Genomic DNA, 26,556 nt, shown 5'->3' with positions numbered 1-26,556 from the left:
CTCGCTATAAGTGCAACCGCGAAATAGAAAACCCCGGAACATGTCCGGGGTTTTTATTACCAAGTGCTCAAGCGTGCGGTTATCAGCCGTTCTGGCGGATACCGGCGACCAGCCAAGGCTGGTTGTCGCCCTGGGCGCGTTCCATGTTCCAGCTTTCGCTGAACACTTCGCCCTGGTCGAAACGCGAGGTCTTCGACACGCCGCTGAAGGTCAGGGTGGCGATGGTCTTGTCGGCGCGATCATCCACACCTTCCAGTTGTACGCGCAGATCGTCGATGTAGGTCGACTGGAAACCGTCGCCCAGGTCGGCACGTTCGCGCTTGAGGAACTCAAGCAGTTGTGGGGTCACGAACTCGGAGATCTTGTCCATTTCGTTGGCGTCCCAGTGCTGTTGCAAGGACTGGAAGTGGCTGCGGGCCGCTTCGACGAAACGCTCTTCGTTGAACCAGGCCGGTGCATTGATTACCGGACGGGCGGCAGTAGGTGCACCCGAACCACCGAAGATCGAACCCATGGCTGGTTTTTGCTCGAATACTTCACGCTGCATCGGCGCGCCGGCTGGAGCCATGTGCTCCTGCTGCTTGCGGCGACGGGCGGCGATGAAGCGGAAGATCAGGAAGGCGATGACCGCCATGATCAGGATGTCGAAGATCTGCATGCCTTGGAAGCCGCCGCCCATGAACATGGACGCAAGCAGGCCACCGGCGGCGATACCGGCCAGAGGGCCTAACCAGCGCGAAGCACCGCCGGCCTTGGCAGCCGCGCCAGCGGCACCGGCTGCACCTGCAGTTGCCGCAGCACCGCCGGCACCGGCGGAAGGAGCCATTTGGCTGGTCTGGTGAGTCGGTGCCGAGCCCATGCTTTTGCCGCCACCGAAGCGCTTGGCGTTGGCGTCGAGGCTCATCGTCAGGCCGATGCACAACGCCATGGCGATGCTAAGAAAACGTTTCATAAAGGGAATTCCCATTTGTGGATTGCACGCGCGCCATGTTGCACAGGTGTCGTGACAGTGGCTAGCGGCATAATGTTTCGGGCTTTTACGTAAGACCAATTCCGAAGGGTCTGTAGGACTAGTTACAGATATTGGCCCGAGCGGGCGAAAAACAAGGGAGGGGCACGATTCTTCACATTGCAGGCGCCCGGCTAGCCGGGCGCCTGACAGTGAGCATGCAGTGTTTCAGATTGCTTCGAGCTTGGCGTAGCCCATCATCAGCCACTTGCAGCCTTCGGCGAAATTCACCTGCACCCGCGCCTGGGCACCCGCGCCTTCGAAGTTGAGGATCACGCCTTCGCCGAACACCGAATGCCTGACCTGCTGGCCAAGGCTGAACTGGGTTTCCGGAATCTCGGAGCCGGCAAACAGGGTGCTGGAATTTTGCTGCTGGCCGCCGCCGAACGGGCGGCTGACGCTGTTGGACAGGCGGACTTCCTGGATCAGTCCCTTCGGCACTTCACGTACGAAGCGCGACACCTTGTTGTAGGTCTCGCTGCCGTACAGGCGTCGGGTTTCGGCGTAGGTCATCACCAGATTCTGCATGGCACGGGTGATGCCCACGTAAGCCAGGCGGCGTTCTTCCTCAAGGCGGCCGGGCTCTTCCAGGCTCATCTTGTGCGGGAACAGGCCTTCTTCCATGCCCACCAGGAACACATACGGGAACTCCAGGCCCTTGGCACTGTGCAAGGTCATCAGCTGGATGCTGTCTTCATGCTCATCGGCCTGGGTATCACCGGCTTCCAGCGACGCATGCCCGAGGAAGGCAGCAAGCGGCGTCAGCTCTTCATCGTCATCGGTGTTTTCGAACGCGCGGGCGGCGCTGACCAGTTCTTCAAGGTTTTCTACCCGCGCCTGGCCCTTCTCGCCTTTTTCCGCTTCGTGATAGGCGATCAGGCCCGATTGCTCAATCACGGTCTGGGTCATCAAATGCAGCGGCATTTCCGCGCATTTGGCGGCCAGGTTCTCGATCAGCTCAACGAACACACCCAAGGCACCGGCAGCGCGGCCGGTCAGGCCTTTATTGGCGATCAGCAAGCGCATGGCTTCCCACATCGACACATCGGCGTGGCGTGCGTGGTCGCGGATGGCCTCGACGGTTTTCTCGCCGATGCCACGTGCCGGAACATTGATCACCCGCTCCAGCGCCGCATCGTTGCCACGGCCTTCCAGCAAGCGCAGGTACGCCATGGCGTTTTTGATTTCCGCACGCTCGAAGAAGCGTTGGCCGCCATAGATGCGGTACGGAATACGTTCGCGCAGCAGGGCTTCTTCCAATACCCGCGATTGGGCGTTGGAGCGGTACAAGATAGCGATATCGTTACGCGCCAGCCCGGTTTTCAGCGCGCTTTCGATGGTTTCCACCACATAACGCGCTTCATCGTGCTCGTTGAACGCGGCGTACAGGTTGATCGCTTCGCCTTCGCCGCCGTCGGTCCACAGCTCTTTGCCCATGCGCCCGGTGTTATTGGCGATCAGTGCGTTGGCAGCCTTGAGGATGCCGGCGGTGGAGCGGTAATTCTGCTCCAGACGGATAGTGATCGCGTCCGGGAAGTCGTCGGAGTACTGGTAGATGTTCTCGATTTTCGCGCCACGCCAGCCGTAGATCGACTGGTCGTCATCGCCCACCACCATCAGGCTGTCGCCACCTTTGGCCAGCAAGCGCAACCAGGCGTACTGCACGGCGTTGGTGTCCTGGAACTCGTCCACCAGGATATGCCGGAAGCGTTTCTGGTAATGCGCCAGCAAGCCTGGGTTGTCGCGCCACAGGTCGAGGGCGCGCAGCAGCAGCTCGGAGAAGTCGATCACGCCGGCACGCACGCAGGCGGCCTCGTAGGCTTCATAAATGCTGCGCATGGTGGCCAGGAATAAATCGCCACTGGCCTGGATATGTTGCGGGCGCAGGCCTTCGTCTTTCTGGCCGTTGATAAACCATTGCGCCTGACGCGCGGGCCAGCGCTGTTCGTCCAGGCCCAGCTCGCGGATCACGCGCTTGACCAGGCGCTGCTGGTCATCGCTGTCGAGGATCTGGAAGGTCTGGCTCAGCCCCGCTTCCTGCCAATGCGCCCGCAACAAGCGGTGCGCCAGGCCGTGGAAAGTGCCCACCCACATGCCGGCCGGGCTGATGCCCATCAACTGCTCGATGCGGTGGCGCATCTCGGCAGCAGCCTTGTTGGTGAAGGTCACCGACAGGATGGAATGCGGGGACGCGTTTTCAACCTGGATCAACCAGGCGATACGGTGCACCAGCACTCGGGTTTTACCGGAGCCAGCACCGGCCAGGACCAACTGACGGCCAACGGGGGCTGCTACGGCCTGGCGTTGGGCATCGTTGAGGGAGTTCAGCAAAAGGGAGAGATCATCGCGCATCGGCGCATTCTAGGGTGCCCGGGGGAGTGGGGCAAATCCCAATGCCGGGTGGTCACTCGAAAACGTCGGGCGTGTTTGGAGCCGGACGAACATTCTGGCGGGGCTGATGACCGGTCGGTCATAGGCCACAGCCCGCGCAGCACCTCGCTCAAGCTGTCTGGCTCCGAGTTTTGCGGCGGATTATCGTGCGGTTTTTATGACTTGGAGCAGTTTGGCCCAAGCGTTTGCTTGTGTATGCTCCGTGCACGTTTCGGGCTCACCATTATAAGAACACTGCCTATGACTCTCAGTCCTGACCTGTTCGGCCCCTCGGCGGCGCCTGCGCAGATCATTCGTAAACGTTACGCAACCGAGATGGCGGTCGAACGCACTCGCCTGCTGTACCAGGGCTCATTGCTGCCGACTTTATTGATGTTGGTGAACGGCCTGGTCTGCGCCTGGTTGCTGTGGAACCCCAAGCAATATCTGTTGGACAGCGTGTGGCTGGTTTGGCTGCTCGCCCTGGTGGCCTTGCGCGTTATCCAAGTGGCCGCGTTTGATTCGGCCATGCCCAGCCGCCAGGCCCAACCGATCTGGCGGCGCATGTTCATGCTCGGCTCGGCGGTCAGTGGCCTGACGTTAGCCACCGCCGCGATTGCGCTGGTGCCGGCGGACAGCTTCATGCAGCAGGCCTGGGTGTTCGGCCTGATCGGTGCGGCGACGCTGTCGGCCAGCGTCGCCTACGCGGTGAGCCTGCCCGCATTCCTGTCCTTTGCCGTGCCGTGTCTGGTGCCGGCCATCCTCTATCTGTTTTGGAACGGCACGGCGCAGCAGCAAGGTTGGGGCGTGCTTGGCCTGATCCTGCTGGGCTCTCTGAGCCTGGTGGCGTGGCAGGTCAACCGCCTGATCCAGCGTGGCCTGCTGCGACGCTTTCAGAACCAGGCGCTGATCGAGCATTTACAGCAGGCGCAGCAGCGCAGCGAACAGTTGAATCAGGAGCTGGTGCGCGAAGTCGAGCAGCGCCGCCAGGTCGAACAGGACCTGCGCGAGGCCCAGATCGGTCTGCAAGACCGCGTGGCGCAACGCAACCAGGAACTGGACGCCGCCAGCCTGGCCCTGAATAAAAGTGAAGCGCGCCTGGCCATGGCGCTGCAGGCCAGCGAACTGGGGCTGTGGGACTGGAACCTGCAAACCGACGAAGTCCATCACACTCAGCTCAAAGAGTTGTTCGGCCTTGAACCTGAATACGTCACGGCAATGCTCAGCCACCTCAAGCCGCGCCTGCACCCCGACGACTTGCCGCTGCTCAAGCGCGCACTGGTGGAGCATCTCAAAGGCCGTACCGAGGACTATCAGGTTGAATACCGCGTGCGCCACGGCGACGGTCACTGGGTCTGGATCGAAGACCGCGGCCGCGCCGTGGAGCGTTCGCCCAGTGGGCGGGTAACGCGCATGCTTGGCACCCGCCGCGACATCAGCGCCGGCAAGGCCCTGGAAGAACAGCAGCGGCTGGCCTCGACCGTGTTCGAGGCGGCCAGCGAAGGCATCGTGATTCTTGACCCGAACTATGCGCTGATCGCCGTCAACCAGGCTTTCAGCCGTGTCACCGGTTTTGAAATCGACGACATGCTCGGCCGCAACGTCGTGGAACTGCCCAGCAGCCGCGACGCCCGTCGTCACTTTCCGGTGATTCGCCAGGCCCTGCTCAGCCACGGTACCTGGCAGGGCGAGTTGGTCGAAACACGCAAGAATGGCGAACTGTACCCGCAATGGCTGCAACTGAACGTGGTGCGCGATGTTCGCGGAAATGTCAGCCATATCGTGGGCTTCTTCGCCGATCTGTCGGCGCGGCGTGAGTCTGAGGAGCGCATGCGCTACCTCACGCACTATGACGAGTTGACGGGCCTGGCCAACCGTTCACTGTTCCGCGAGCGACTGCGCGAAGCCCATGCGCGTGTGCGTCAGGGCGGGCGTAGCCTGGCGCTGCTGCATATCAACCTGGACCGCTTCAAGTTGCTGAACGACAGCCTGGGCCATGAAGTCGCCGACCAGCTGTTACAGAAAATGGCGCGTCGCCTGATCAACGCGTTGCCCGAGGCTGACACCATTGCGCGTCTGTCAGGCGATGAGTTCGCCGTGCTGTTCGACGCCTACGGCAACCTGTCGAGCCTGGCGCGAGTGGCCACGCGGCTGCTGGCAAAGCTGCGGGTGCCAGTGACGGTAGACGGGCATGAGCTGGTGGTCAGCGCCTCAATGGGTGTCAGCCTGCTGCCGGACAATGCGCGGGAAATTTCCGCGTTGGTCAGTCAGTCGAACATGGCCATGCAACATGCCAAGCACTTGGGCGGCAATAACTTCCAGTTCTACACCGACAGCCTGCAAGCCAGCACGCTTGAGCGTTTGCAGCTGGAGAACCACTTGCGCAAGGCCATCGACGAACGCCAGCTCACGGTGTTCTATCAGCCGAAACTGTGCCTGACCACGGGCAAGCTGAACGCCGCCGAGGCGCTGATTCGCTGGGAGCATCCGCAGTGGGGCATGGTGCCGCCGGGGGACTTTATTGGCCTGGCCGAAGAAACAGGCCTGATCGTGCCGCTGGGCGAATTTGTCTTGCGCCAAGCCTGTTGGCAGGCGTGCGAATGGCAGCGCCAGGGGTTGGCGCCGATTCGGGTGTCGGTGAACCTTTCCGTGCACCAGTTGCGCCAGGGCAAGTTGGTCAGCCTGGTGCGCCAGGTGCTCGAAGAAACCGGCCTTGACCCGCAATACCTCGAATTGGAGCTGACCGAGAGCCAGTTGCTCGACAGCGTCGAGCACATCATTGTCACCTTCCAGCAACTGCGCGACCTGGGCGTGAAGCTGGCCATTGACGACTTTGGCACCGGCTACTCGTCCCTCAGCTACCTCAAGCGTATTCCCGTGGATTACGTGAAGATCGATCAGACGTTCATTCGCGGCCTGGGCCAGGGCCGCGAAGACGCCGCGATTACGCGTGCAATCATCGCCATGGCCCATGGGCTGGCGCTCAAGGTGGTGGCCGAAGGGGTGGAAGATCAGCAGCAGCTGGATTTCCTGCGAGGGGAGCGCTGTGACGAGGTGCAGGGCTATCTGATCAGTCGGCCGGTGGAGGCCGAGGGGCTGGCAGATTTGTTACGCAAAAATGCAGACTTTCCTTAAAGACGGCCAGCCCGCCTGTGTGGCTACACGGCGGCTGCCCGCTGATTCAAAGGGCATCAGGGCGATTTAGTGATGCATCGGACGGGCAAAACGGCAATTCTTGTAGTATAACTACAAGCTTGCTACATCCCTGGCGCCTGCCAATGACAAGAGTCCTGCCCTTTGAACCTGTTGCAACATATCGCCCAGTCGCGCCACCTGTTACGCAAATCGGAACTCAAGGTTGCCGATCACGTGCTGCTTGACCCTGCGGCCGTGATGCACAGTTCCATGGCCGACCTGGCCCACAGCGTGGGCATCAGTGAGCCGACCATCGTGCGTTTTTGCCGCGCCATCGGTTGCTCCGGGTTCCAGGACTTGAAACTCAAGCTGGCCCAGAGCCTGGCGGCGGGTGCGAGCTTTGGGCAATTTGCGATTCACGAAGACGATTCCGTCGCCGACTACAGCCTGAAAATCTTCGACACCACCTTGCACACCCTGATGGAAGTGCGAGAAAAGCTCGACCCGGTGGAGTTGCAGAAGGCCGTGACCGCAATGTCCCAGGCCCAGCGCGTCGAATTTTACGGCTTCGGTGCGTCGGGCGCCGTTGCTGCGGACGCCCAGCACAAATTCTTCCGCCTGCTGCTCACAGCAGCGGCTTACAGCGATCCGCACATGCAGGCGATGTCGGCGGTCACGCTGAAGCCGACGGATGTGGCGATCTGCATCTCCCAGTCCGGTCGCTCCAAAGACTTGCTGATCACCGCCAACCTGGTGCGTGAAAGCGGCGCGACGCTGATCACGCTGTGCCCAAGCCAGACGCCATTGGCAGAGCTGTCGACGGTCAACCTGGCGATCGACGTGCACGAAGACACCGAAATCTACACCCCGCTGACCTCGCGCATCGCCCACCTGGTGGTGATCGACGTGCTGGCGATGGGCGTGGCCATGGCGCGCGGCCCGAGCCTGGTCAACCACCTCAAGAGCGTGAAGCGCAGCTTGCGCAGCCTGCGTCTCTCGCCAAAATCGGTCAAAGCCCTCGACGACTGATTCAAGGTCGCACCCGGTCCAAATGTGGGAGCTGGCTTGCCTGCGATAGCGTCATCTCGGTTTAACTGAAAAACCGCGGTTCCTGCATCGCAGGCACGCCAGCTCCCACAGGGAATCTCCTTCAATTTCGGAATATTCATCGTCCTGTAACCCCCACGCCGCCAAACCGTCATCCGCCGCGCCCATCCTGAACTCCCCGTACTCGCATTGGGAGACTCAACATGGCCCGGCAATACGAAGACAGCAGCACCGTCAAAACCCGTCGTCAGCAAGAAGACCAGCGCCGCATGGCGTTTCGTCGCGCAATCGAAGACCGTTGCGAAGAGCGCCAACTGCTCCAGAGCATCACGGACTACCCTGAACTCCACTGGCAGGCACCCGCGGCTGCCCAGCGAAACGCTCAGCCAACGCGCTGATCTGCACCCGCTCGCTGCGGATAAAGCCCAGGAACGCATGGGCCACCGGTGACAGGCGCTTGGCCTTGGCCTGCACCAGGCACCAACTGCGGTACAGCGGCAGTTCTTCCACCGGCAGCTCCTTGAGCCCGCCGGTGGCCAGTTCCAGGTTGATCGCGTGGCGCGTCAGCAGCGCCACGCCCAACCCCGCGCTCACGCATTCACGCTGCGCCTCGGCCGAGGCCACTTCCACCGTTTGGGTGAAATGCACGCGCTTTTCCTTGAAGTACTCCTCGCAGGCCAGTCGCGTGCCGGAACCCGGCTCGCGCACCAGCAGCGTGTAAGGTTCCAGGTCCTGCAGGCGCAGCGGGCCTTGAAGGCTCAAGGGGTGGTCGAGCGGCGCCACGGCGACAATCGGGTTGTTCAGGAACGGCAGAAATTCCAGGCCCATGTCTTGCGGCACCATGGACATGATCACCAAGTCATCACGGTTGTCTGAAAGCCTTCGAATCACTTGAGCGCGATTGACCACCGTCAGGTGCAACTGCACCTCGGGGTGCTGGCGCTTGAAGGCGGCAAACAGGTGCGGCACGAAGTATTTGGCACTGGATTCGATCGCCAGCTTCAGCTGGCCCTGCAGCGAGCCCTGCATGTCCGACAGCTGCATATCGAGGTTTTCCAGGCGCCCGAAAATATCCCGGCTGGCGCGCTGCAAGGCTTCGGCGGCCTCGGTCATGTAGAGTTTTTTGCCGACGTAATCGAACAACGGCTGGCCGATCAGCTCTTCCAGCTGACGAATTTGTAGGCTTACGGCCGGTTGTGTGAGGGACATTTCCTCGGCGGCACGGCTGTAGGAGCGCAAATCACAGACTTCGTTGAAAATCTGCAACTGGCGTAATGTCATACGCATCAATGACTTACGCATTATCTGAATCCTCTCGCCCCATGCCGTTCGTCCAACTATAAGTGTTTACTTATACACAACCCAATAATTATTGATTTTTGTTAATCCTCCGTTGCGCCTAGTGTGTGTCTCGCGACTGTCATGAAACATTTGGTCACGCGCCGACCCGCACTCATCGGGTTGAAGACGCAGCAATCGGCTCAAGGGAATTTCCAAGTGATAAAAAAGATCCTGATCGCCAACCGTGGTGAGATTGCCGTACGAATCGTGCGTGCCTGCGCCGAGATGGGCATTCGCTCGGTCGCGGTGTACTCGGACGCCGACCGCCATGCGTTGCACGTCAAACGTGCCGACGAAGCCCACAGCATTGGTGCCGAGCCTCTGGCCGGCTACCTGAACCCGCGCAAGCTGGTGAACCTGGCCGTGGAAACCGGCTGTGATGCGCTGCACCCCGGCTACGGTTTCCTGTCGGAAAACGCCGAACTGGCAGACATCTGCGCCGAACGCGGGATCAAATTCATCGGCCCGTCGGCCGAAGTGATTCGCCGCATGGGCGACAAGACCGAAGCGCGCCGCAGCATGATCAAGGCCGGCGTACCCGTGACGCCCGGCACCGAAGGCAACGTTGCCGACATCGCCGAAGCCCTCACCGAAGGTGACCGCATTGGTTACCCGGTGATGCTCAAGGCCACCTCCGGTGGCGGCGGGCGTGGTATCCGTCGCTGCAACAGCCGCGAAGAACTCGAACAAGCCTTCCCTCGCGTAATTTCCGAAGCCACCAAGGCCTTCGGTTCGGCGGAAGTGTTCCTGGAAAAATGCATCGTCAATCCCAAGCACATCGAAGCGCAGATCCTCGGTGACAGCTTTGGCAACGTGGTGCATCTGTTCGAGCGTGATTGCTCGATCCAGCGCCGCAACCAGAAGCTCATCGAAATCGCTCCAAGCCCGCAGCTGACCCCGGAACAGCGCGCCTACATCGGCGACCTGTCAGTGCGTGCCGCCAAGGCCGTGGGTTACGAGAACGCCGGCACCGTGGAGTTCCTGCTCGCCGAGGGCGAGGTGTACTTCATGGAGATGAACACCCGCGTGCAGGTGGAACACACCATCACCGAGGAAATCACCGGCATCGACATCGTGCGTGAGCAGATCCGCATCGCCTCGGGCCTGCCGCTGTCGGTAAAACAGGAAGACATCCAGCACCGGGGTTTCGCGTTGCAGTTCCGCATCAACGCCGAAGACCCGAAAAACAACTTCCTGCCCAGCTTCGGCAAGATCACCCGTTACTACGCGCCCGGCGGTCCCGGTGTGCGTACCGACACGGCGATCTACACCGGCTACACCATCCCGCCGTTCTACGACTCCATGTGCCTGAAGCTGGTGGTGTGGGCGTTGACCTGGGAAGAAGCCATGGACCGCGGCCTGCGCGCCCTGGACGACATGCGCCTGCAAGGCGTGAAGACCACCGCCGCTTATTACCAGGAAATCCTGCGCAACCCGGAATTCCGCAGCGGGCAGTTCAACACCAGTTTCGTGGAAAGCCACCCTGAGCTGACCAACTACTCGATCAAGCGCAAACCCGAAGAGCTGGCCCTGGCCATCGCCGCCGCCATCGCCGCCCACGCAGGCCTGTGAGGAATATTCCAATGACTAAAAAGATCTTCGTAACCGACACTATCCTGCGCGACGCCCACCAGTCGTTGCTGGCGACCCGCATGCGCACCGACGACATGCTGCCGATCTGCGACAAGCTCGACAAAGTCGGCTACTGGTCGCTGGAAGTCTGGGGCGGCGCGACCTTCGACGCCTGCGTACGTTTCCTCAAAGAAGACCCATGGGAGCGCCTGCGCAAACTGCGCGCCGCATTGCCCAACACCCGCCTGCAAATGCTGTTGCGCGGCCAGAACCTGCTGGGCTACCGCCACTACAGCGACGACGTGGTCAAAGCCTTCGTCGCCAAGGCGGCCGTGAATGGCATCGACGTGTTCCGCATCTTCGACGCCATGAACGACGTGCGTAACCTGCGCGTGGCCATCGAAGCGGTGAAAGCCGCCGGCAAGCATGCCCAAGGCACCATCGCCTACACCACCAGCCCGGTGCATACCATCGACGCGTTTGTGGCCCAGGCCAAGCAAATGGAGGCCATGGGCTGCGACTCGGTCGCCATCAAAGACATGGCCGGCCTGCTGACGCCGTACGCCACGGGCGAGCTGGTCAAGGCGCTCAAAGCCGAGCAGAGCCTGCCGATCTTTATCCACTCTCACGACACCGCGGGTTTGGCCGCGATGTGCCAACTCAAGGCCATCGAAAACGGTGCCGACCACATCGACACCGCCATCTCCAGCTTCGCCTGGGGCACGAGCCACCCAGGTACCGAGTCGATGGTTGCCGCCCTCAAAGGCAGCGAATTCGACACCGGCCTCGACCTGGAGCTGCTGCAGGAAATCGGCCTGTATTTCTACGCCGTGCGTAAGAAATACCACCAGTTCGAAAGCGAATTCACGGCGGTCGACACCCGTGTACAAGTCAACCAGGTGCCGGGCGGGATGATTTCCAACCTGGCCAACCAATTGAAAGAGCAGGGCGCGCTGAACCGCATGAGCGAAGTGCTGGCCGAAATCCCGCGCGTGCGTGAAGACCTCGGTTTCCCACCGCTGGTTACCCCGACCTCGCAGATCGTCGGCACCCAGGCGTTCTTCAACGTGCTGGCCGGCGAGCGCTACAAAACCATCACCAATGAAGTGAAGCTCTACCTGCAAGGCGGCTACGGCAAAGCGCCGGGCACCGTGAATGAAAAACTGCGCCGCCAGGCCATCGGCAGCGAAGAGGTGATCGACCACCGCCCGGCTGACCTGCTCAAGCCGGAAATGACCAAGCTGCGCGGCGAAATCGGCACGTTGGCCAAGTCCGAAGAAGACGTGCTGACCTATGCGATGTTCCCGGACATCGGGCGCAAGTTCCTTGAGGAGCGTGACGCCGGCACCTTGAGCCCGGAAGTGCTGTTGCCGATTCCTGAGGCCGGCGGCGTAGCGCGCGCCGGTGGCGAAGGCGTGCCGACCGAGTTCGTGATCGACGTGCACGGTGAAAGCTACCGCGTGGATATCACCGGGGTTGGCGTCAAGGCCGAAGGCAAGCGCCACTTCTACCTGTCCATCGACGGCATGCCCGAAGAAGTGGTGTTCGAACCGCTCAACGAGTTCGTCAGCAGCGGCGGCAGCAAGCGCAAGCACGCGACCGAGCCGGGCCATGTCAGCACGGCAATGCCGGGCAATATCGTCGACGTGCTGGTCAAGGAAGGCGACGTGGTCAAGGCTGGCCAGGCCGTACTGATTACCGAAGCCATGAAGATGGAAACCGAAGTGCAGGCCGCGATTGCCGGCAAAGTTTCTGCCGTTCATGTGGCCAAGGGCGACCGGGTCAACCCTGGCGAAATCCTGATTGAAATCGAAGGCTGAATAACAGCCTTCAAGACGACCGCTTAATCCTCGGGGGGGCAGGTGCCCCCCTTTTTTTTCGCCTGAAATAAAGCGTGGGTCAAAAGCCCATGGCCCATTGGCCCATCAACCCCTGGTTGCGGCTATTGCTGCCAACGTCAGCGGTGTAGGTCAGGCCCAACGTGTGCTGGGTCGACAGTGCAAGGTCGAGACCGGCGCGCAGGCCCAGGCTGTTGCGATCCAGGGCGGTGCCTTTGAGGGTGAAGCCGCTGTCGAAATCATCGCGTTTATCCCATGCCGAAGATTGGCGAACCGTGCTGCTGACGTCGCCATAGAGGTGCTGCCAGCGTGTACTCAAGTGGGGCGTGAGGCTCATCTGATTGCCCAGGGCATACAGGCTCGACAGGCGCAGGCCGAAGGTGCTGCCCAGGTTCTGTTGGGTTTGTTCGCCGACGTTCAGGGCTGTCACGCCACCTTTTTCCGTGAAGCTGTCGCGGTGATAGCGCTGCCAACCGAGACCGGCAAAGGGTTCGATGCTGATTGCGGCACCGCCCAGCTGATAACCCAACTCGACGAATGCGTTCTGGCTCTGAGCGCTGTACTTGCCCTTGAGTTGGTTGCGCAAGTTGAGGAAATCGACGTCGACGCTGCGTTTATTTCGCCCGTCGTGGTGGCTGTAAATCGCCCCCAGGCGCAGTGCCAGCGGGCCGTCCTGGCGCAGGGCATAGGCGCCCAGGTGCCAGCTTTCCAGTTCGGCCTTGAAACGTTTGGCGTTCAGGTTGCTGCCTGACTTGGCCCCCATGACGCCGACGCGCCAGGCGGGGTTCACCGACCAGTCGGCGCCGACCATCAAGCCTTGTGTGCGTTGCTGCAAACCGGCGCTGCCGCGCTGGTCGTCGAGCTTGCCGCTGTTGCCCAGGCCGTTGAGCCACACCCTAGCGCCTTCGCGTGTCTGGCCGCTCAGCTCGCGGATCGCCGACAGCAGGTTGGCGTTCAGCTGTTTCAGGCTGTCTTGGGTGGCGGTGCTCAGGTTGGCATGCTGGCTGCCCGCCAATTGCTCAAGCACCGCGCCGACGTTGCCTGGCGCCAGGCTGCCCAGGTAACTGCCCAGGTGCTCAAGTGCATCCTGTTCCCGCTTGCCCAGCGCGCCAGACTCCAACAGTTGATCAATGGCGTAATCGAGCATGATCGCCGCCTGTTTACCGTTATGGGTGGTGGCATGCTCGACGAAGTAGAACTCATCGCCAGGCACGGGAGGCGCGCGGTCGTGCACGGCGGGCAGGTCGCCCAGAGGGATCTCGTTAAGCCAGTCGCTGTCGTGCTCCAGGTTCCTCTGCGCCTGTGCAAACGGAGCAGCAGTGACCACCAGCATGAGGGTAAGGGCTATAGCGAACTGTTTTTGTGCAAGTGACATGTAAATCCAGCCTCATGGAATAAGAGGCCGGGAATTTAGCGAGATGAAGGGGCGATAACTGTCAGGCTACCGACCCCTGATTCGCGGGAGTTGTCTTTAGTGCTGAGCGATTAAAAACTCATCTGCCATTGGCCGACCAACGCGTGATTGCGGCTGTTGCTACCCATCTCGCCGGTGTAGCCCAGGCCCAGGCTGTGGCGCGCCGGGGAGATGACAGCGGCGGGCCCGCTGCAGATCAACTGTGGGAGCGAGCAAGCCCGCTCCCACAGTGGTTTTGTGTTGTGGCTGAGAATCAGGTCCGGCACTCGGCCAGTGTTTTCAGTTGGCCAGAACCATGCTGGTTCGCCTCGGACAGCCACGCTTCAAACCCCGCTCCAAGGGTTGGCCATTCCGAATCCAGGATCGAATACCACGCCGTATCGCGGTTCTGTCCCTTGACCACCATGTGCTGGCGGAACACGCCTTCAAAGCTGAAGCCCAAGCGCTGCGCCGCGTATTTGGAACGGGCATTGCCGTTGTTGCACTTCCATTCCAGGCGACGGTAGCCCTGCTCGAAAGCGTGTCTGGCCAGCAGGTACACCGCCTCGGTGCTTTTGGGCGAGCGTTGCATCGACGCGCCGAAGGTCACGTGGCCGATTTCGATGCGGCCCTGGGCCGGGACGATGGACATCAGGCTGAGGATGCCTTGCACCTCGCCGCTCTGGCGGTCGATCACGCTGAAGAAATACGGGTCGCTGTGCTGGGCATGGTTGTTGAGCCAGGCATCAAACGCGGCGCGCTCGGGGAAGGGGCCGTAAGGCAAGTAGTCCCAGAGCTTCGGATCGGCGCCCGGGCCTTCAAGGGCCCGGAACAGGCCATCGCCATGGCGCGCGGGGTCGAGTTTTTCCAGGCGGATGAAACGCCCTTCGAGCACTTGAACGGTGGGCGCGGGAACGCCTTTCCAGTCGGCGGGTGAGATAGGCATGCGGGGCTCCTTAAAGACCTTTGCGAAATTGGATAAAGCCAGGACGTTCGGCAATGCGTTCGTAGAGTTGAATCGCGGTGGCGTTGGTCTCGTGGGTCAACCAGTGGACCTTGCAGCAACCGTCAGCCTTGGCGGTGGCGTAGACAAACTCGATCAGCTTGCGACCCACGCCGCTGCCGCGTTGGGCCGGCTCCACCAGCAGGTCCTGCAGGTAGCAGGAATTTTCAATGCTCCAGTTGGAGCGGTGGTAGATGAAGTTGACCATGCCCACCGCCTTGCCGTCCTGCCAGGCCAGGGCGGAATGGGTCGGCTCACTGGCATCGATCAGGCGCTGCCAGGTGCTTTGGCTGACGGCGTCGGGCAATTGGGTTTCGTAGAACCTCAAGTACGCCTGCCACAGTGGCAGCCAGGCGGCATGGTCGGCGGCGGTGACGGGGCGGATATCGATCTGGCTCATTCTGTGCCTCCTTGAGGGATAAAGCGCGCGAGCGTCTGATCGCGCACATCAATGCTGGCGGCCAAGCCCTCGCGCACGCCGTTGATATCGGCCTGGCTGCGGTTCTGGCTGAGTTTGCGTTTGCCGATCAGGCGCTCGATGGGCAGGGCGAAGCCGACGATGGCCTTGAGCATGCCGTCAATGTAGTCGGCGGGGGCATCGCTGACGCTCCAGGGCTGGGCGCGGTTGCCTTCGTGGCGGTCGGTCAGCGCCGTGACCACCGCCAGCAAGCGCTCGGCATCGGCAAATACCTCGGCCTTGCCGTACGCATGCACGGCGATGTAATTCCAGGTGGGCACCACTTTGCCGTGCTCGGCCTTGGCCGGGTAAAACGCCGGGCTGATGTAGGCGTCGGCGCCGGCAAAGATCACCAGGGCTTCGCTGCCATTTTGCAGGTCGCGCCATTGGGGGTTGGCCTTGGCCATGTGCCCGTAAAGCGTACCGTTCGGGCCTTGATCGGGGTTGAGCAGCAGCGGCAGGTGGCTGGCCTGCAGGCCCTGCTCGCCAAAGGTCACCAACTGCGCCAGGCGAGTGTGCTGGATCAGTTGCTGCAGTTCGGGCAAATCGTCGAGGGCAAAGGCGCGGGGTGTGTACATGGAAATATTCCTTGGCGAATGCCTGCATCCTAGGCAGGCTATTGGTCTGTTGTAAGAGCCAAATGGCACCAATTTCATAGGTCCAATATGTCGCCTTTCACACCGCCGCTGTCATTCAACCCCGCTGGGATTGAGCTGGATCGCCGCCTGGGTTTGACGCGCCAGCTGTATGACGCCCTGCGCCAGCGCGTGTTGGACGGGCGGCTGGTCAGCGGCACGCGGTTGCCCGCCACCCGTGACCTGGCGGCGGCGTTGTCGATTTCCCGCAACAGTGTGGTGCGCGCCTATGACCAGCTGTATGCAGAGGGATTTATCGAGAGTCGCGTTGGCGACGGCACCTACGTTGCCCAGTTGCCCACGCCGAAAAAACTATCCACAAAAGTATCCACAGGGTTTTCAACAGGCTTATCCCCAGCCTTATCCACAAAATGCGCGAATTTGCCGGAAGATCTGGACCATGAAGTTATCCACAGCACCAGCCTGGCGCGGGTAAAAACCAACCATCTGTCCCAGCCTCCGTCGGGGCCGCCACGGGCATTTCGCGTGGGTGTGCCTGCCTTTGATCTGTTTCCGTTTGAGGTCTGGGCCAAGCTGAATGGGGCTTTTTGGCGCAAACCGGACCTTGAGCAGCTGTGCTACGGCGACCCGGCGGGTGACGCGCGCCTGCGTGGTCTGATTGCCGCTTATTTGCGCAGCTCCAGGGGCATGCAATGTGCCGCTGAGCAAATTGTGATCACCTGCGGCGCGCAACAGGCAATCAGCCTTTGTGCACAGTTGCTGGTAGAGCCGGGCGATGGCGTGGCGGTAGAAAATCCGGGCTACCGCGCCGCCGGTCACGCGTTTGCCCTGGCCGGTGGGCGCCTGCACGGCGTACCCGTGGACGGCGAGGGCATTGACTGCCAGGTGCTCAATACCCTGAGCGATTGTCGCGTGGCGTATGTCACCCCCTCCCACCAGTACCCGTTGGGCGTGGTCATGAGCCTGGCCCGCCGCCTGGAATTGCTGGCCTGGGCCGAGCGCACGGGCGGTTGGATCATCGAGGATGACTACGACGGTGAGTACCGCTACAGCGGCGCACCCTTGTCGCCTTTGGCCGCGCTGGATCGCAAGGGGCGGGTGTTGTACGTGGGCACATTCGGCAAAGTGGCGTTTCCCGCGTTGCGTCTGGGTTACCTGGTGTTGCCGCCGGCCCTGGTGGATGCGTTTGCGCGGCGCCGTGCGGTCGACATGCGCCACTCGGAGGTCAGTACTCAGGCGGTGATGGCGGAGTTCATGGCGGCGGGGCACTTTCAGCGGCATATCCGGCGTATGCGACGCGCTGCGCTGAGCCGGCGTGACGCGCTGTTGAGCGGCTGGCCCGGTGAGCTGCCGGGCGTGAGCAGCCTGCCCACTGTCGCGGCAGGCTTGCACCTCACGGTGCGAGTGGACAGCCTCGCCCGCGAACAGCAACTGGTGGCGCAGGCCCACGCCGTGGGGGTCGAGGTCAATGGCTTGAGCGCCTATTGGCTGCCGGACTCCAGCACACCTCCCGACCAGCGCGCCGGGCTGGTCTTGGGGTTTGCCGCCGTGCCGCCGGCGAGCATCGCGCAGGCGCTTGGGCGGTTGTACCGCGCCTGGGAGTGTCAGCCACCACCTTCAGCGCCGGGGCACCGGCAAGGCGGCAGTCTTGAAGAACAGTGATCGCGCCAGCAACGGCCCGATCTCACTGCGGTACACCGCGATATTGTCGCGGTCATCGGCCTTGGCCGGCGCTTCATACTTGCCGCCCAGACGCCGCTGCGATTGGGTCTTGAGGTGCGCGGCGGTGTAGGCCTCCTCGGGACTGACCAGGTCCTTGTAGTGAAAGTGGGCGTACCACAGCGCATTCGAGTGTTTGGCGTCGAGGATTTCGTACTCCTTCAAATAGCCCTTGTGGCGGCCGGAAAGCTTGCTGCGTGGGCCTGGCAGCGGTTTGATGATGATCTCGTTTTCACGGTACAGCAGTTCGACATGCGCGGCCGTCGGTGGGCGCTGCTTGAGCATGTCGAGCCGGGTGCGCAGGCCCTCGGCGTAGAGGCGTTTGATCGCGGCATCGAGGCTGCGGTTGATCAAGGCGGCCGACGGTGAGCCGCTTTCGGTCATATTGCTGGCGGTCAATGCCTCCTCAATGTCCTCGCCGGCCTGGGCCAGCTGCGCGGCGCGGCGGTGGAAACGCTCTTCAATCTCCACGGGCAGGCGTCTTGCCTCGCCGGCCAGGCGCTGGGTGCGCGTGATGAACTGTTCGACGTCGTCGAGCAGCGCCTGAGCACTGGCGATACCGGCGGCCACGCTTCGCGACTGCGCCCGCGCAGTGGGCCGCGCCACCGTACGCTCACGCTCAACCCATACCCCGTCCTTTTTATGAAACAGGGCAATCACCTTGCCGGTCAGTGCTTGCTTGACCTCCACCAGCGGGGTCGGTTCTCCCCGTTGTGGCGGGCGTTCTTCGCCGACCACGATGCCCTGGAAGCGGGTCTTGATCACCTTTTTCTGCGGTCTGGGCACAGGCGCGGAGGGGCCGGCAATTGCCGACTCCAGGGCCTTGCGCTCGCGCAGCAGCGTGGTCATTTGCTTGACCGCCCGTTGGGCAAATTCTTCGGTGAGCTGCTGCAAGGTCTCCAGGGCCGGGCGATGCACATCCAGTGGAAAATCGGCCGGCAAATCGGCCAGGCTTTGATCCAGGCCAGTGAACTGGTCTACCAGGCTGTCGAGGACCTCGATCTGTTCATCCAGCGTGGCCAGATTGTCTGGCTGCAAGGCTTCGCACAGGCTCTGTACCGCCAGTTCCGCCCGGTCGACCATCTGGGCGATCACCGAACGGGCAGTGTCTTTGCTGGCCGAGGCGGCTTCATTCACGCAGAGGAAGCGTGACAGGGTGATCCGGAACGCCTTGAGGTCATCCAGAGTTATCTTGGGCAGCACCTGTTCGTGGCGCAGCACCAGTTCCACGCCTTTGACCCCCAGGGCGCGGGCCTCCTTGAACCGTGATTGCAGGTAACTGATGCGCTCGACCATGGCCTGGGTCGACGCGTCGACGGCACGGCAGTCTTCCAGGGCCATCGGGGTGTCTGGCAAGTCCTCGTTGTCCAGGTATTCAGACACGGTGTGCAGCCCGTCTCGAAAGCGGATCATCTGTTCGGCGGTGGCACTTCGCGCCAGGATCATCTGGTCATGCAGGTAGCCCAGCATGGCTTCCTGATACGTCGGCACGGTATCGAGGATGTTCAGCGATTTGAGCTGGGCGATCGGTACGTCCAATTCTTCAAGGCGCCTGCTGACGTGCGTCAGGTAGGTGGTGCGGGCCTCTGCGCGATCGGCCGGTGGCGCGTGATCGATGGCCTGCTGCAAACCCATCATGTCCTGGCGCCGTTGTTCGACCTGTGTGTCGAAGGCTGCCAGTTGCTCACGCAGTTCGCGGATTTTCGGCGGCCTCAGGCGCTGGCCTTTCTGTCGCCGGCTGCGCATTCCGCCGCCGCGCAGGCGCAACCGGGTGTCGACAAACCATTGGCCGAGACGGTTGCCAATCAAGGCCGGGCCTTCGCGTTTCGGGTCCTTGGGGTCGATGATCAGCACGGTGTCGTTTTCATCGAGCGTCACTTCGAACCAGCGCTGCGCCACCGGGACGTACCACGCCTGGCCCTTGGGGTAGAGGTGCAGATGAGGGCCGGGCTGGGTGATTATGTCGCCTAGCCCTGCAGGTTTGGCCAGGCTGAAACTGTCCAGTGTCGCGTCCAGGCTGTTGCGGTTACGCGTGAGGGCGCCGCGGGTGTGGAGGTTGATGTCATGGTCAGTCGGCAGGTGCGCGGTGTCGAGCGTGGGGTGCTGGATGATCGACGGTTTGGCCGGTAACGACGCTGCCGGCGGCGGGCGTTTTTCAGGCGCACGCACCGGCGCGCGCTGCAGGCTGATGTGCAGCGCCAGGGCCATGCCCAGGGTCAGAAAAAAGTCCACCGCAGCACTCACGCCCGCTGCTTGATCGCCGCTTTGCCGGGCCTCGATAACCTGCTGCAGGTCATCCATGAGTTGCCAGATCCAGGCTGCGGCGCCCGCTGTGCGGCCCATGAACGGCAGCGCCGCATTCAGAACAATCCAGCCTGCATGCTTGAAGCTTTCCCAGCGAGCCTCGGCATTGGACACCGATTGACGGTCGGCCAATGTCACCAGGGCGCGGGCGTTGGCGTTGTACAGCACCGCGAGGCAGTCCGCGCCCAGCGCCTGGGTGCCGAACTCAATCGGGCCGCTCATCACCATCGAACTCACCGGCTCGCTGAGCAGCGTCGGCAGGACCCAGGGTGAAGGCACGCTGCCGGGGAAGACAAACTGGGCGTAATCCTGGCGCACAGCGTCGGGCAACCAGGCCAGTACCGACTGGCGTAACGGCGTGTCCTGCTTGATGGCGTAAAGCAGGTTGGCTTGTGAGGGAAACTGCACCAAGGGTTCGTTGGACAATGGTCGATACAACAGACAAGGGCCATTCGCAGGGTCCTGCGGCCCAATGAGAAACATGTTATCGACGCTGTCGGTGGCGCCGCTCACGCGCCACCGGGGGCGCAGTGTCAGCGGCCGGATTACCACGGTGACGCCATCCACTCGGCTGTGTTGCGCGCTGCTGGCCATGACCGCGTGCACGTAGCGATAACCCTGTTCGTCAACGTCGAACAGGCCTCGAATCTTGTACTGCAGCGCCAGCAAGGGCAGTTGCAGGCTCAGTTGTCCGGCGTACAACTGTTGGCGCCGCAAGGCTTGCTCGGGATTGGCCAGCAGCAGTGTGTTGACCCGCTCGGGGTAGTGCTTGCCGATGTCTGCCTGGGTGACCAGTTGCTCCAGGTAGTCTGCGGTCATCCACGCGGGTGTCGGGCTGCCGTCCTGGTAACTCACAGTCTTGTTGCCCAGCGGCAGCGCGACGAGGTTTTGCAAGGCCAGCTCGACCAGGCTCAAGGTCAGGGTTTGCGTCTGGCCAGGCAGCGCGACGGTCCCCCACACGACTTGGCTGGTGATCGTTATTGTCACGCGGTCCAGATCCAGTGATGAGGCCTGCGGATGGTCCTTGATGAGCGCCGTGCGCAAGGCCGTACGGGTGAAGTCGGTGAGGGTTGGCAGTTCGTCCATGAAGGTCTTGCCGTTGCTTTGAAGGCTCAGCGCGGCCAGGTCCATCATGTAGCGCCCGTAGGCCGACTGATCGGTTTCCGAGGCCTGCAGCAGCCAGGCCGGCAATGCCCGTCGCGTGGTGCCAATACGCGACTGATCGAGAAGCGCCAGCTCGGCCCCTTGCATGCCGATAGCGCGGGCGGGCAACAGCGATTTGGGGGCCGCATCGGCCAGGTCGAGATCGCCCATGGCTTCGATTTGCAAGCCGATCAGGCTGCAGGCCTGGTGTTCGAAAAAGTTGCCGTCCGGTTCCAGCAAGCGCCAGTTCAGGGTTTTGCCGGGCAGGTCGGCGATATAGGGCAGCAGTGCCTGGCCGAAGGCCTCCAGGCTGGCAAATTTTGCATAGCCGGTATCGATCGAGTAGCTGAGGATGATGGTCTGTTCACCGTGATGCGCGATCAGCACGGCCATGGCCGTAACGCTGATGTGCTGGGCGCCGCTGGCGTCCTGCGCATCGATGTCCACCAGGTAGGCGCGTGTCGCGTACGGGTCGTGGGGCTGGCGCTTGACGAACTCGGGACAGTGGAACACCGCCCGCGCCACGGCGCAGTCGTCGGCGTTCCAGCCATGAACCTCCTGCACGTTCCACACATCGCGCAGCGACTGGGCAAATAGCTGCCAGCGTGGGCCGGTGGTGCCTGCGCTCTGGTTCCAGAAATCTATCTGTTGCTCCTGGAAGGCCACGAACAGCAGCGGCGCCAGCTCATTGATCAGTCGGCCTATCGCGTCGATCCTGACGGGCAGGTGCACGTCAGGGCCATTGCCTGAGGGGTACGCCAAGTAGTGTTCGCGATCAAGGTAAGTCACGGGCATGCGGGAGATTGCACTGCGTGTCAGGGCGCCGGTGAGGGTGTCCGTTGCCGGCTTGGCGGGGATGATGTCGCCGCCCAGTTCGAGCCATTGCGGGGCGTTGACGATGGCCAGGTCCGGGTTGATATCCAGCTCCGGATACAGCTCGCGCAGCGCCGCACGCAAGGTGGTGCAAGCCACTTCGCGCAGGGACGGGCCGGTGGCCAGCTGCGCTAGTAATCCGCTGTTTTCGGTTGGAACGAGGTCTTTCATGGGCACTCCTTGGCCTTGAGAAATACGCGAGGTCGCCCGTGGGCCTCAGCGCGCAGACCCTGGCTGTAGCGGTTCCTGGCTGATCTTGCGGCGACGATCGCGCTCACGTTAGGCGCGATGAGGAGGGGGCGGGCATTACTTAGTTAGCGGCGGCGGGGAGTGTGCGTTGCCGGTGGCCGACGGGCTCAGCGACCAGGGAGGTTGCAGCGCTGCTCGGGTGGCAGGTTCTCTTGTGAGCAGATGGGTGGCGGACAGTCAGTCTCAGGGTCACTGACTGTCCGTTGGCGGTGGGGTGTCAGGTGCCCGACTTGATCTTGGTCCAGGCCCGCGTGCGAGCGCGCTCGGCGTCGCGCCCCAGTGGTTTCAAGGTGTAGAGCGTGGCCATAGCCGCCTCGGTCGGGTACAGGTTGGGGTTGTTGCGAATCGACGCATCAACCTGCTCGGTCGCGTCTTTGTTGGGGTTGGGGTAGCCGACAAAATCGCTGATCGGCGCGATCACCTGCGGTTGCAGCAGGTAGTTGATAAAGGTGTAGGCGTCCTGCGGGTTCTTGGCGCCTTTGGGGATGGCGAGCATGTCGAACCAGATCGGCGCACCTTCCTTGGGCAGGCGCATGTCCACGGTCACGCCGTTCTTCGCCTCTTTGGCGCGGTTGGCGGCCTGGGAGAAGCTGCCGGAATAGCCAACGGCCACACAGATGTCACCGTTGGCGATATCGGCCATGTACTTGGAGGAGTGAAAGTACGTGATGTAGGGGCGGATTTTCATCAGCAGCGCTTCGGCTTTTTCATAGTCCTTGGGGTTGTTGCTGTTGGGGTCAAGGCCCAGGTGTTGCAGGGCCAGCGGCAGAATCTCCGAAGGCGAGTCCAGCAGCGCGACGCCGCACTGCTTGAGCTTGCTGATGTTTTCTTCCTTGAAGATCAGGTCCCAGCTGTCCACTGGTGCGTTGTCACCCAGCGCGGCCTTGACCTTGGCGGGGTTGAAGCCGATGAGGATGGTGCCGTACATGTAGGGCACGGCGAATTTATTGCCCGGGTCGTTGGCTTCGATCAGCTTCATCAGCTTGGGATCGAGGTGGTTCCAGTTCGGCAGCTGGCTGCGGTCCAGCGGCTGGAACACGCCGGCTTCGATCTGTTTGGCCAGGAATACGTTGGACGGCACCACCACGTCATAGCCGGAGTTGCCGGTCAGCAGCTTGGCTTCCAGCGCCTCGTTGGTGTCGAAAATGTCGTACACCAGCTTGATGTCGGAGTGCTGTGCCTTGAAGTCATCCAGCGCTTTGGGCGTGATGTAGTCGAACCAGTTGTAGACCCGCAGGGTTTTCTCTTCGGCATGCGCCGCGCCACTGATAACGGCGGCGCAGAGCACGAGTGACTTGAGCATGTTCATTGGGCTGCCCCTTCAAAACCTTCGAGAACGTTGACGGCGTTGATGCCGATTTCTTCCACCGCATAACCGCCTTCCATCACGAACAGCGTGGGTTTGCCCAGCCGGGCGATACGCGCGCCCATGGCCAGGTAATCCGGGCTGTCGAGCTTGAACTGCGAGATCGGGTCGTCCTTGAAGGTGTCCACACCCAGGGACACGACGATGATGTCGGCGCCGTAGCGCGTAATTTCCTGGCAGGCCTGCTCCAGCGCGGCGCTCCAGGTGTCCCAGCCGGAGCCGGCGGGCAGCGGATAGTTGAAGTTGAAACCTTCACCCGCGGCGTCGCCCAGCTCATCGGCATAACCCAGAAAAAACGGAAACTCCGCTTCCGGGTGGCCGTGGATCGAGGTGAACAGCACATCGCTGCGCTCATAGAAAATCGACTGGGTGCCGTTGCCGTGGTGGTAATCCACATCGAGAATCGCGACTTTTTTGTGGCCCTGATCGAGAAAGGCCTGGGCGGCGATGGCGGCGTTATTGAGGTAGCAATAACCGCCCATCAAGTCGCTGGCGGCGTGGTGCCCCGGCGGGCGGCACAGGGCGAAGGCGCTATGGGCGCCCTGTTGGATGGCGGCCTGGGCGGTGAGGGCGACTTGCGCCGCGCTGTAGGCCGCTTGCCAGGTGCCGGCGGTAATCGGCGCGCCGCCGTCGAAGCTGTAGTAACCGAGCTGCCCGTGCAGGCTGGTGGGCAACACGCGGCGCAAGGTGCGGGCGGGCCAGGTGTAGGGCAGCAGGTCGCCGTCCTGGCCGAATTCGGTCCAGCGCTCCCAGGCACCTTTGAAGAAATCCAGGTAGTCACGGCTGTGAATGCGTTGCAGCGGTGCCAGGCCAAAGTCCTGTGGCGCGTTGACCGGCCCCAGTTCACGGTCCTTGACCCGTTGCAGCACGTGGTCGGCACGCGAGGGCATCTCAAAGCACGGCATCAGTTGCCCGTCCATCAGTTCGCAACGGCCGTGGTGCAGGTGGTGATCGTCCGAGTAGATCGTCAGCATTTGTTGTTCTCCGCAGGCTGTATCGGTGGATGCAGTCTTGCGGCGGACGCGGTTTATGAGAATGGCAGGAGCGGCCAAAAGGGGATGAATATGGCCAAATTGTCTGTCCGAAATTCGCCCCTCAATGGGGCGTCACGGTCGAAATTGGCTCGGCGCCACGCCGCTCCAGCGGACAAACGCATGCCTGAAACTCGCGGTTTCACTGAAGCCCAACGCCTCGGCAATCCGATAGATCGGCCATTGGTCTTCGGCCAGCAGTTGCTTGGCGCGCTCAAAGCGCAGCTCGTCGAGCAGTTCCTGATAGCTGCATCCCAAATCGTGCAGATGCCGACGCAGGGTGCGCGCCGAACAGTTCATTTGCTCGGCCAGGCCTTCCAGGCCAGGTGCTGCGTTGAGTTGAGCGGTGAGCAGCTGGCGAATCCTGCCCAGCCAGGCCTGGCGCCCGGTGAACTCCAGGTTCTGTTTGCGGCAGCGCTCGGCCATGGCCTGGTGGGTAATCGCGTCAGCCAGCGGCAGCGGCCGGTCGAGCCAGTGCTTGTCGAACGCAAAGGCGTTGGTGGTGGCCTGAAACTGCAACGGGCAAGGGAAGCGCTCGGCGTAACGCGTGCGGTAGTCCGGGGCGTCATGTTCAAAGCGCGCGGCGAGCAGCGGCAGGGGCTGGCCGAGCAGGTCGTCGCAGATCACCTTGAGCGAGGCCAGGCACAGTTCGACGTTGAACATTTCCAGCGCAGGGTTTTCGCGGTAGTCGCTGGCGGTGAACCAGATGCGATCGCCGTCCTCTTCAAGGCTCAGCTCGAAAAGTGTTCCCAACAGCGCCGGATAACGCAGGGCCAGGCGCAAAGCGTCACCGAAGGTGGCACTGGTGAGCAGGGCGTAACCGAGCATGCCGTAGGCCGACACATGCATTTGGCGCCCCAGCTCCAGGCCGACATCCTGGCGCAGGGCCACGGCGTTGGCACACACACGCATCTCCTGATTAGTGGTGATGCGCGTGTCGGAGCGGCTCAGGTCCGCCGCGCAGATACCACTGCCGGCCAGCAGCGCCTCAAACGGCAAACCTTCGGCCTTGAAAGTGTTGAGCACCAAAGAGACGGCATTGAGGGTGGTGAGGTGGGAGTGCAGCATGGGAACTTCCAGCCAGGGGATGGCTGGAAGGGGAGCAAGTTACATGCCGGTCAGCTCAGTTCGCCGCACAGGTCCAGTTCTACCAGGCGGCGGACCTCGCTGATTTCGAGGCCGGCGCCGAGCAAGGCGTTGAGCTTGCCGAACACCGCTTCGCGGGTCATGCCGCCACCGGAAAGCACGCCCACGCCGCGCAGACGGCTGCCAGCTTCGTACACGTCCAGTTCCACGCCGCCCTCATGGCATTGGGTGATTGCGACGACGACCACACCCAGGTCCTGCGCATGCTTGAGGCTGGCGAGGAAGGCTGGGTTGTCACTCGGCCCGGTGCCGCTGCCGAAGCATTCGAGCACCAGCGCCTGAATGCCGCTGTCGATCAGCGCATCGAGCTGCCCGGCGGCGATACCCGGCACCAGCGGCAGCACGCCGACGTTGGCCAACGCTTTGGGCTGACGGTAATGCAGGGCGGCCGGGATCATTTCGGCCTGGGCGACACCCCCGTTGCGTTGCAGGGCAGCAAACGGGTGGCGACCGAAACTACGGATTTTCGCGCAACGGGTCGGCGCCATCAGCGCGCCATGGAAATACAGCTGAACGCCCGGCGACAGGCCTTCGCCCAACGCGTGCAGGGCGCCACTGACGTTTTCCCAGGCGTCGCTGTCGGGCACGCCGGCGGGCAGCATGGAACCGGTGAACACCACCGGCGCCGGCAGGCCGAGCAACTGGAAGCTCATGGCCGCCGCGCTGTAAGCCAGGGTGTCGGTGCCGTGCAGGATCAGTACCGCGTCGCAGCCCTCGTCCACGGCTTCAATCACCGCGACGCGCAGGCGCTGCCAGTAGGCCGGGGTCATGTTGGCGCTGTCGATCAGGGGCGCCATTTCCCGGAAGCGCCAGGCAGGCAGTGGCAGGGTGGCAAGCTGTTCGCGCATGCGCGCTTCAAAACCGGATGCCGGGGCCAGGCCGTTGGCGCTGGCTTGCATGCCGATGGTGCCGCCGGTGTAGAGCACCATGATGGTGTTAGCTGTGGTCATCGAGACTTCTCCTG

General features: G+C 62.3%; 18 protein-coding genes. 6 read left to right on the top strand and 12 right to left on the bottom strand.

Annotated features, from left to right (window positions below):
• Positions 1-82: 82 nt before the first annotated feature.
• Both FPT15_RS02705 and uvrD read right to left on the bottom strand, forming a co-directional pair.
• Positions 83-952 carry a Tim44 domain-containing protein gene (locus FPT15_RS02705; RefSeq protein WP_145158299.1) on the bottom strand — a complete coding sequence of 290 codons (870 nt, stop codon included), beginning with the start codon at positions 950-952 and terminating at the stop codon, positions 83-85.
• Positions 953-1,177: 225 nt separating this feature from the next.
• Entirely contained in the window at positions 1,178-3,361 is a 2,184-nt protein-coding gene (uvrD, locus tag FPT15_RS02700) for a DNA helicase II (protein ID WP_145158296.1), read from the bottom strand.
• A gap of 279 nt (positions 3,362-3,640) precedes the next feature.
• On the opposite strand from uvrD, the gene FPT15_RS02695 reads away from it, so the two are divergent.
• The 3 genes from FPT15_RS02695 to FPT15_RS29935 all read left to right on the top strand — a co-directional run bounded on the left by FPT15_RS02695 (position 3,641) and on the right by FPT15_RS29935 (position 7,959).
• Positions 3,641-6,514, top strand: coding sequence for a GGDEF domain-containing phosphodiesterase (locus FPT15_RS02695; RefSeq protein WP_145158294.1), 2,874 nt, complete (start codon positions 3,641-3,643; stop codon positions 6,512-6,514).
• A 162-nt stretch (positions 6,515-6,676) separates the two neighbouring features.
• Entirely contained in the window at positions 6,677-7,543 is an 867-nt protein-coding gene (gene hexR, locus FPT15_RS02690) for a transcriptional regulator HexR (protein WP_010168370.1), read from the top strand.
• Positions 7,544-7,764: 221 nt separating this feature from the next.
• Entirely contained in the window at positions 7,765-7,959 is a 195-nt protein-coding gene (locus FPT15_RS29935; RefSeq protein WP_145158291.1) for a PA3496 family putative envelope integrity protein, read from the top strand.
• On the opposite strand, the gene FPT15_RS02680 is transcribed toward FPT15_RS29935, so the two are convergent.
• Positions 7,889-8,863 (bottom strand): LysR family transcriptional regulator, encoded by a 975-nt coding sequence (locus tag FPT15_RS02680; RefSeq protein ID WP_145158288.1) that lies wholly within the window; start codon positions 8,861-8,863, stop codon positions 7,889-7,891. The genes FPT15_RS29935 and FPT15_RS02680 overlap by 71 nt on opposite strands.
• A 195-nt stretch (positions 8,864-9,058) precedes the next feature.
• On the opposite strand from FPT15_RS02680, the gene FPT15_RS02675 reads away from it, so the two are divergent.
• Together FPT15_RS02675 and oadA are read left to right on the top strand one after the other, a co-directional pair.
• Positions 9,059-10,474 carry an acetyl-CoA carboxylase biotin carboxylase subunit gene (locus FPT15_RS02675; protein ID WP_003213442.1) on the top strand — a complete coding sequence of 472 codons (1,416 nt, stop codon included), beginning with the start codon at positions 9,059-9,061 and terminating at the stop codon, positions 10,472-10,474.
• 11 nt (positions 10,475-10,485) lie between these two features.
• Entirely contained in the window at positions 10,486-12,294 is a 1,809-nt protein-coding gene (gene oadA / locus FPT15_RS02670) for a sodium-extruding oxaloacetate decarboxylase subunit alpha (RefSeq protein WP_145158285.1), read from the top strand.
• Positions 12,295-12,373: 79 nt separating this feature from the next.
• Here oadA and FPT15_RS02665 read toward each other — a convergent pair whose 3' ends face one another.
• The 4 genes from FPT15_RS02665 to FPT15_RS02650 all read right to left on the bottom strand — a co-directional run bounded on the left by FPT15_RS02665 (position 12,374) and on the right by FPT15_RS02650 (position 15,743).
• Positions 12,374-13,687: an autotransporter domain-containing protein gene (locus FPT15_RS02665; protein ID WP_145158282.1), complete on the bottom strand. Its 1,314-nt coding sequence runs from the start codon at positions 13,685-13,687 to the stop codon at positions 12,374-12,376.
• A 292-nt stretch (positions 13,688-13,979) separates the two neighbouring features.
• A complete protein-coding gene (locus FPT15_RS02660) occupies positions 13,980-14,651 on the bottom strand; it encodes a GNAT family N-acetyltransferase (protein WP_145158279.1) in 672 nt (223 codons plus the stop codon).
• A 10-nt stretch (positions 14,652-14,661) separates the two neighbouring features.
• A complete protein-coding gene (locus tag FPT15_RS02655) occupies positions 14,662-15,108 on the bottom strand; it encodes a GNAT family N-acetyltransferase (protein ID WP_145158276.1) in 447 nt (148 codons plus the stop codon).
• Positions 15,105-15,743, bottom strand: coding sequence for an FMN-binding negative transcriptional regulator (locus FPT15_RS02650; RefSeq protein ID WP_145158274.1), 639 nt, complete (start codon positions 15,741-15,743; stop codon positions 15,105-15,107). The genes FPT15_RS02655 and FPT15_RS02650 overlap by 4 nt, the downstream gene beginning before the upstream one ends.
• Positions 15,744-15,830: 87 nt before the next feature.
• Between FPT15_RS02650 and FPT15_RS02645 the strand changes: the two genes are divergently transcribed.
• A complete protein-coding gene (locus FPT15_RS02645; protein WP_145158271.1) occupies positions 15,831-17,423 on the top strand; it encodes a PLP-dependent aminotransferase family protein in 1,593 nt (530 codons plus the stop codon).
• Here FPT15_RS02645 and FPT15_RS02640 read toward each other — a convergent pair.
• The 5 genes from FPT15_RS02640 to FPT15_RS02620 all read right to left on the bottom strand — a co-directional run bounded on the left by FPT15_RS02640 (position 17,379) and on the right by FPT15_RS02620 (position 26,542).
• Positions 17,379-21,971 carry a dermonecrotic toxin domain-containing protein gene (locus FPT15_RS02640; RefSeq protein WP_145158268.1) on the bottom strand — a complete coding sequence of 1,531 codons (4,593 nt, stop codon included), beginning with the start codon at positions 21,969-21,971 and terminating at the stop codon, positions 17,379-17,381. The two genes, FPT15_RS02645 and FPT15_RS02640, sit on opposite strands and share 45 nt — an antisense overlap.
• A 295-nt stretch (positions 21,972-22,266) precedes the next feature.
• Complete coding sequence (locus FPT15_RS02635; RefSeq protein WP_145158264.1) at positions 22,267-23,358, bottom strand: polyamine ABC transporter substrate-binding protein; 1,092 nt, start codon at positions 23,356-23,358, stop codon at positions 22,267-22,269.
• Complete coding sequence (locus tag FPT15_RS02630) at positions 23,355-24,389, bottom strand: histone deacetylase family protein (protein ID WP_145158261.1); 1,035 nt, start codon at positions 24,387-24,389, stop codon at positions 23,355-23,357. Before FPT15_RS02630 ends, FPT15_RS02635 begins: the two co-directional genes overlap by 4 nt.
• A 132-nt stretch (positions 24,390-24,521) precedes the next feature.
• Entirely contained in the window at positions 24,522-25,514 is a 993-nt protein-coding gene (locus FPT15_RS02625; RefSeq protein ID WP_145158258.1) for an AraC family transcriptional regulator, read from the bottom strand.
• 50 nt (positions 25,515-25,564) lie between these two features.
• Positions 25,565-26,542, bottom strand: coding sequence for an asparaginase (locus FPT15_RS02620; protein WP_145158255.1), 978 nt, complete (start codon positions 26,540-26,542; stop codon positions 25,565-25,567).
• Positions 26,543-26,556 lie beyond the last annotated feature (14 nt).

Origin of the sequence: Pseudomonas sp. RGB, from assembly GCF_007713445.1 — a bacterium.
GTDB lineage: Bacteria > Pseudomonadota > Gammaproteobacteria > Pseudomonadales > Pseudomonadaceae > Aquipseudomonas.
The sequence above is the reverse complement of the archived record's forward strand: the minus strand, read 5'-3'. Positions and strand labels throughout refer to the sequence as shown.

Excerpts from the sequence above, each read along its gene's own strand:
- FPT15_RS02705 (WP_145158299.1), bottom strand. The coding sequence starts at position 952 with ATGAAACGTTTTCTTAGCATCGCCATGGCGTTGTGCATCGGCCTGACG.
- uvrD (WP_145158296.1), bottom strand. The coding sequence starts at position 3,361 with ATGCGCGATGATCTCTCCCTTTTGCTGAACTCCCTCAACGATGCCCAA.
- FPT15_RS02695 (WP_145158294.1), top strand. The coding sequence starts at position 3,641 with ATGACTCTCAGTCCTGACCTGTTCGGCCCCTCGGCGGCGCCTGCGCAG.
- FPT15_RS29935 (WP_145158291.1), top strand. The coding sequence starts at position 7,765 with ATGGCCCGGCAATACGAAGACAGCAGCACCGTCAAAACCCGTCGTCAG.
- FPT15_RS02680 (WP_145158288.1), bottom strand. The coding sequence starts at position 8,863 with ATGCGTAAGTCATTGATGCGTATGACATTACGCCAGTTGCAGATTTTC.
- oadA (WP_145158285.1), top strand. The coding sequence starts at position 10,486 with ATGACTAAAAAGATCTTCGTAACCGACACTATCCTGCGCGACGCCCAC.
- FPT15_RS02665 (WP_145158282.1), bottom strand. The coding sequence starts at position 13,687 with ATGTCACTTGCACAAAAACAGTTCGCTATAGCCCTTACCCTCATGCTG.
- FPT15_RS02660 (WP_145158279.1), bottom strand. The coding sequence starts at position 14,651 with ATGCCTATCTCACCCGCCGACTGGAAAGGCGTTCCCGCGCCCACCGTT.
- FPT15_RS02655 (WP_145158276.1), bottom strand. The coding sequence starts at position 15,108 with ATGAGCCAGATCGATATCCGCCCCGTCACCGCCGCCGACCATGCCGCC.
- FPT15_RS02650 (WP_145158274.1), bottom strand. The coding sequence starts at position 15,743 with ATGTACACACCCCGCGCCTTTGCCCTCGACGATTTGCCCGAACTGCAG.
- FPT15_RS02645 (WP_145158271.1), top strand. The coding sequence starts at position 15,831 with ATGTCGCCTTTCACACCGCCGCTGTCATTCAACCCCGCTGGGATTGAG.
- FPT15_RS02640 (WP_145158268.1), bottom strand. The coding sequence starts at position 21,971 with ATGAAAGACCTCGTTCCAACCGAAAACAGCGGATTACTAGCGCAGCTG.
- FPT15_RS02635 (WP_145158264.1), bottom strand. The coding sequence starts at position 23,358 with ATGAACATGCTCAAGTCACTCGTGCTCTGCGCCGCCGTTATCAGTGGC.
- FPT15_RS02630 (WP_145158261.1), bottom strand. The coding sequence starts at position 24,389 with ATGCTGACGATCTACTCGGACGATCACCACCTGCACCACGGCCGTTGC.
- FPT15_RS02625 (WP_145158258.1), bottom strand. The coding sequence starts at position 25,514 with ATGCTGCACTCCCACCTCACCACCCTCAATGCCGTCTCTTTGGTGCTC.
- FPT15_RS02620 (WP_145158255.1), bottom strand. The coding sequence starts at position 26,542 with ATGACCACAGCTAACACCATCATGGTGCTCTACACCGGCGGCACCATC.